Annotated in this window: 3 protein-coding genes and 1 pseudogene; 1 reads left to right on the top strand and 3 read right to left on the bottom strand. The window is 36.9% G+C overall.

Annotated features, from left to right (window positions below; genetic code table 11):
• The 3 genes and pseudogenes from FTU34_RS17265 to FTU34_RS17255 form a co-directional block, all read right to left on the bottom strand.
• Window positions 1-211, bottom strand: a 211-nt coding sequence (locus FTU34_RS17265; RefSeq protein WP_180036262.1) for a transposase, incomplete at its 3' end; no start/stop codon positions are given.
• 531 nt (window positions 212-742) lie between these two features.
• On the bottom strand, window positions 743-1,021 hold the full coding sequence (locus FTU34_RS17260) for a hypothetical protein (RefSeq protein ID WP_180036263.1): 279 nt from the start codon (window positions 1,019-1,021) through the stop codon (window positions 743-745).
• 18 nt (window positions 1,022-1,039) lie between these two features.
• A pseudogene (locus FTU34_RS17255) lies at window positions 1,040-4,720 on the bottom strand (RHS repeat-associated core domain-containing protein); the annotation flags it as partial.
• 252 nt (window positions 4,721-4,972) lie between these two features.
• Here FTU34_RS17255 and FTU34_RS17250 point away from each other — a divergent pair.
• A protein-coding gene (locus FTU34_RS17250; protein ID WP_180022740.1) for an IS3-like element ISAba22 family transposase occupies window positions 4,973-6,138 on the top strand; the annotation gives its coding sequence in 2 pieces (ribosomal slippage) (window positions 4,973-5,231 and window positions 5,231-6,138; 1,167 coding nt in all).
• Window positions 6,139-6,385: the final 247 nt, after the last annotated feature.

Raw genomic sequence — 6,385 nt, 5'->3', positions numbered from 1 at the left:
GTAAAGATAGACGGAATAAGGATTTAATCATTAAGCAGCATTGAATAGCAGTATCGGAGTAAGTTTGATTTCGTCCATGTTTGTCTTGTGATTGTGCATACCACTGGGTCTTAGTGTCAAACCAAATGGCAATATTTCCGCGACTCATGAGTGCTCGGTTATATGCGGGCCAATTGGTTGTGCGATAGATTTTGTGTGTAGGCTTCTTCATTTGAAAATTATATCGCTGAAAAAGCCCTCAAGAACAGCTTTGTGCAACAAAGCCATTCAGCTCTGTTTTTTCTCTTTTCGGTTTTCCATATCGGGTCTTTATAAAATTGAATAAGGTTCTGTTTGGAAACGTGAATAGTCTGAGGTTTCAATCTACTTAATAAAACCTGCATAGCCTGTTTGAAAAAATGGTAAAACTATTTGGTTCAAAAAATAATGCTTGGTGTAACTTGTATGCTGTAAGTTCTCTTGTATTTTATTATTGCTTTGAGTGTAATGTTGCGACTCGAAAATCGTCAAATCACTATCCCAACCAAATAATGTCAGGCTGTGTTCCACTTAATTTTGATTAACTATTTGACTTTGTTCAGATATTCGTCTTCCAAATATATCATAACCATAAATGGTGATTTGACTATTGTGATCACTTTGGATTAAGCGATTAAGGTTTCTGCTTATTTGGCTGGTTTCAATCACATTTTTTTGGTAAATTTAATACACATATTTTTCAAACACCTACACCTAAAATATTTTAAAAGTCTTCGTTTTTTTTATCTGGAAACAAATATTCAATTATAAGAAAAATTACTGAAACTACAATACCTATCGTTTGAGTTATTAAAAAGAAAAACATTAGATCATTAAAAGGCATTATATAATCATCATTAAAATAATTATAAATAACGGCTAAAAAAAATCCTGTCAACCCCAGTAAAACCCCCTTTATAAAACAAAACAAATAGGGATGATTATCTGCTTTCAGATTAGATATAAATGTACCTAACACAATTTCAATAATTATATTGAACATATAAAAGTACTTCCTTTATTATTTACTGTACTGTGGTTCATCTAACTTTAGACTCGGATTCTCTTTAATAGGCTTTGTTGTAATAGATTTTACTGCTGTTTGACCATAAAATATTCTTTTTCCAATAGTATTTGTAGTATTTTTATAGAAATTCATAGCTGTAACATATTCTACTCCATTTGCTTTTGCAAGATTTGCGCCAACTCCTCCTGCTAATGCTCCCACACCAGCTACACCAAGAGTTCGCTTATAATTATAGGCATTGCATTTACATCTAACACTATCAAATGTTTGAAAACCACCGTCTACTGCAGCAGAACCAACAGCACCCATTATTGGTGCCTTTGCACCTGCTCCAAAACCGCCACTAATTACTGTAACTCCATATGGTAAAGTAGCGGCGGCAGCTCCAACTGTACCTACATTTCTCATTCCTTGCTGATTTCTTAAAACATTTGCATCTTGCTTATTTTTCGCAACACTTGACATAGTTCCTGGCAATAATGCACCCAATATTCCAGTACTTGGTCTATTTTGTTGTTTGGATCTTGCATCTTTTATTTTTGAAACTTGCCAAGCAGCTTTTTGTTGAGCGAATCTTTCAGCTGCATGCTTTTCAACTAACGCATTATTCGCAGCAACTTTTTCCCTTTCCCCTTGTGCCATCAACCCCATCGAATCGACCCATTGATTCGGATCGCTCACATAAATTGAATTATTTAACCCACCAAACAACCCAATCGGATCTTTACTCACATACCTTGCACTATGTGGCTCATAATAACGATATCGGTTATAATGCAATCCAGTTTCATGGTCATAATATTGACCTTGGAAACGGATATTGGTTTGCTCTAATAAATTATCACTAGTATTAATCTCTAAAGCACTACCCCATGTATTTTGTTTGATTTCCCAAATACATTCGCCCAGCTCGTTACTCAAAGTTTGTGGCGTCCCCACTTGGTTGCAGTGATAAAACGCTACTCGCTCTAATTCAGCTCTGTTCTTTCTCGTTTCGTTTTTCCATATCGGGTCTTTATAGATTGAATAAGGTTCTGTTTTAAACTTTGAGTAGTCGGGTGTTTCAATTAGTTTAATAAACCCTGCGTAACCTGTTTGCAGCAGCGGTACAAAGCTATTCGGCTCATAAACATAATGTTTGGTGTAGTTTTTATCATGCTGAGAATTGTCTTGATCTTTGTTTGACTGTTGCGACTCCCAGATCATTAAATCACCATCCCAACCAAATAAAGTTAAGCTGTATTCTGGTTTGTTAATCTTAAATAAACGTCTTCCAAACACATCATAACCATAGCTTGTGATTTGACCATTGTGGTCACTTTGAATCAGGCGGTTTAAGTTATCCCATGTCAGCTTTAAAGTTTTACCTGCTTGGGTCGTTTCAACAACATTCCCTTGTGCATCGTATTTATAGTGTTTGCCTTGATATTGGGTGATCAGGTTATTTTTCACTTGTGATGACTGTGTTGCAATCGGGTCAATCAAGTTACCTGCTGGATCAAAGGCAAAGTTCTCAGTTTTTTGTGGGCTTTGGCTTTTGATTAAGCGTCCAATTGGATCATATTGGTAATTCAATTTTCCTAAGCGATTATCATCCACTTGAGTCAGTAAGTAGTTATTGTCATATTGATAATGGCGTTCGGCTTGGTATTTTACTTGTTGCAACTGGTTTGGCGTTTCTTGTTCAGGTCGGATGATCTGCGAACTGAGCAATCCAACTTCATTGTAGTTTTTGGTTTGAATGAGACCATTTGCCAACATCCGTGCCGTTTCACGATGTAAGTCATCGCGCTGGAACGCCACCATGTCTTGTTGGTTAAAGGCGATGCCATAGATATGCCCTGAACCATAGCTGAGATTAGTTTGCACTTGTCCATCGGGGCGGATGGTTTTAGTTAAATTGCCTAACTCATCATATTCATAACGCAGTACTGCAGTCAGCGGCTTTAAATTTGGTACTTTGTAGTGCTGATGTTCACGTATCAATTGCCCCATCGGATTACGATAGAAATCGATCTGACTGACTGCATTTTTGGCTTGGCTTAGTTGGTTATTCAGGTTGTATTCAAATTCTTCAATTTGGCTATGTCCTGTTTGTAAATGAGTATAGGTTTTTGAGGCAATAGAGCCATCTTGGTGATAGCCGAATTGAGTCAAGATATTCGGTTGGCGAATCTGCAATAATTGCCCCTTATCATCATAGCTGTAGTGTTTTTCTTCACCATCAAAAGCTTGCTCAAAAGTTAATTGCCCAAAGCTGTTATAAGCAAATAAATATTCTGCGTGGTTTTGATTGATGAGTTTTTGAATCCGACCTTGCTTGTCCCATTGGTAGCCAATTTGATGCCGATTGGCGTCAATCCGTTGTTCTAATAGACCGACTTGATTGTAACGATACTGAGTGATTAAACCTTTGCTATCGGTATGCTTTAGTAAACGTCCTTCTTCATCATGCTCAAATTGTTCCTTTAAACCATCAGGATAAACAATTGCTCTAAGCTGACCTTTGTCTTTACCTTCTGAGCTGTAGATATATTTGATTTGCTGCGCAGCAGCAGACTGCTGGGCCGTCAGTGCGCCTTCTTCATCATATTCCCATGCGCTTTCTTTACCTGAACAATCGCTATATGCGGTCATTTGCCCCAAATCATTGTATTGAATTTTTTTAGAGCCGCCTTTGGCATCAATGATTTCTACAACTTGATTATCGTTGTTGTATTTATATTGCGTGCTATAACCTAAAGGATTAATTTCCTTCGTTACATTCCCGTCTGCATCGTATTCTTTTTTCCAAATATGACCTTCTGGATCTTTAGTTTCCGTCAAATTTCCTGCTTCATCATAGGCAAAACGGATGATGCCGCCATTGGGTTGTACAATTTTAATCAGCTGATCTTGCTCGTTATAAACTTGTTCGGTTTCTAGGCCTGCAAAATCAATTTGACGGGTAATACGTTTTTGACTGTCACGCGATAGCCATTTTTCACGGCCATCGGCTAAGCGTGTGCGATAGGTAAAACCATCTAAGTCAAAATAGTAATAGGTCGGCACATCATAGGCATCATATACAGCAACTTGGCGCAGTCTCGGGTGCCACTCCAAACGTGTTTTAAAACTACCATCATCTGCCCATTCTGCGATGGCTTTAGCATTCGCCTCTTTTGATTCATAACGGATATTTTGCCCACGACCAGTACGGTCGGTATAGCGAGTCAGTTGATGCGCATCATTATATTCATAGCTGCGTACATGGCCATTTTGATCTACAGCCTTAATTAAATTGCCTTGCGTATCATATTCATAACGTGACACTGGCTCTGCCTGTTCATCCACAAAAGCAGCGATAACTTTTACTTGATCATTAAAGGCAAACTTGAGCTGGTGTTTAGCTTTCTTCAATTGAAAATCAATACTTTGCAGATAAGCCTGCTGTTCAAATAGTAAATAACTTAAAGCAACTTTTTCATCTGTTTCTTCATTGAATTGCTGAATCAACTGATAGTGTTTTCCGCCATTGAAACTATGAAAATGAAAACTCCACGCTGAACGAAAATTCAGCAGCAAGACTTCATTTTCTAAAGGTTCTAACCTAAAGCCTTCATAGGGTGCAGTATGGGCCTTATACAAAGTGGGATTAGATAGCTGATATATATAAAAACGATCAATAAATTGATAATTCCCAGTATTTCAATTTTTTAACTTAAAAACTTTATAACCAAATATATATTAATTAGATAGCTTTTAAAAATATATCAAGGCAATAATGAACTAAATTTAGTTAACTCTCTCGATGACACTTTTCCACCTTTAAGTATAAAAACTTTATTAGTTTTATTATCAAAAGTAGAAGCCTGAATCATATGATGTGTGCTGAAAAAACAGGAGGTTTTAACTTGGTAAACTAAACACACTCATCAGGAGTTTACCATGAGCAAGAAACACAAGACTTACACCACAGAATTTAAAGCTGAAGCCATCAAATTAATTGAAGCCAATCAAGGCAATGTCTCGGAAACAGCTAGACAACTTAGCATTTCAATGCAAACTCTTTCAAATTGGAATACCAAAGCAAAGGCTGGAACTTTAGCAGGTACAAAACAGTATTCACCTGATCTAAACGCTCTACTCGAAGAAAATAAAAAACTCAAACAACAGCTCAAAATAGCTGAAATGGAACGTGAATTTTTAAAAAAGGCAGCAGCGTACTTTGCCAAAGAAAGTCAGTAAGGTACGCCTATATGAAACAAAAAAGATATTCTTTTCCAATTACCTTAATGGCTCGATTACTTCATGTTTCAGTTTCATGTTTTTATGATTGGCTCAAGAGAGGCGTGAGCAAAAGAACGATTCAACGAAATCAACAGACGATATTGGTGAAAATAGCCCATGAGGAGACAAGGCAGAGCTATGGTTATATTCGATTAACCAAATACTTACAAGCTCAGGGTATAAAAATGAGTATGTACGCTATACGTCAGATAAAAGCGCTGAACCACCTGTATTGTAAGCGACACAAGCGTTTTAAAAGGACTACGAATAGTGACCATAATCGAGCGATCTATGAAAACCTGCTGGAGCAACAATTCTCAATGACTAGACCAAATCAAGCATGGTCAAGTGATATTACGTACATATGGACTGTTGAAGGATGGCTGTATTTAGCAGCGGTAAAAGACCTTTACACGAAGCAAGTGGTTGGCTATAGCTTAAATGAGCGCATGACAACACAGCTTGTTTGTAATGCGCTAAATATGGCTATTCACAATCAAAAACCAACCAAAGAACTGATTGTGCATTCAGACAGAGGAAGTCAATATTGCAGCCATGAATATCGAAATATACTTGAGCAATATGGTTTTCAAGGTTCAATGAGCAAGCGCGGAGACTGTTACGATAATGCACCGATTGAAAGCTTTTGGGGAATACTGAAAAATGAGTTAGTGCATCATTACAACTATCAAACCAGAGAAGAAGCCAAAGCAGATATTATAAAATACATTGAGTTATTTTATAATCATCGAAGAATTCAAAAGGGTTTGGGTTTTAAGACACCAAATCAAATGGCCGAAGACTTTTATAAGTTGGCTGCCTAGAATCTCCCAAGGGAAAGTCTCCTGATAATTCAGCGTATATCAGTTGTCAAAAGGAATTGTTTTTTTATTTTCTATATCTGGGGCATATTATATTTTGAATTGGTGTTTATTAGGTTTTTACTCTGTACACGACAAATTTCATAGGATCCTTGTCCTATCAGGCTTTTTCTTTCTTAAAATTGCTAGCACTTTCTTAAATTCTTCTTTTTTTCCAAAACCAATCAAACGTAGAATAGCCATTTGAACA

The sequence above is a fragment of the Acinetobacter sp. YH12094 genome (assembly GCF_013419295.1).
Classification (GTDB): Bacteria; Pseudomonadota; Gammaproteobacteria; order Pseudomonadales; family Moraxellaceae; genus Acinetobacter; species Acinetobacter amyesii.
The sequence above is the reverse complement of the archived record's forward strand: the minus strand, read 5'-3'. Positions and strand labels throughout refer to the sequence as shown.

Bases quoted from the DNA above. Each gene is read 5' to 3' on its own strand.
- FTU34_RS17260 (WP_180036263.1), bottom strand. From the start codon at position 1,021: ATGTTCAATATAATTATTGAAATTGTGTTAGGTACATTTATATCTAAT.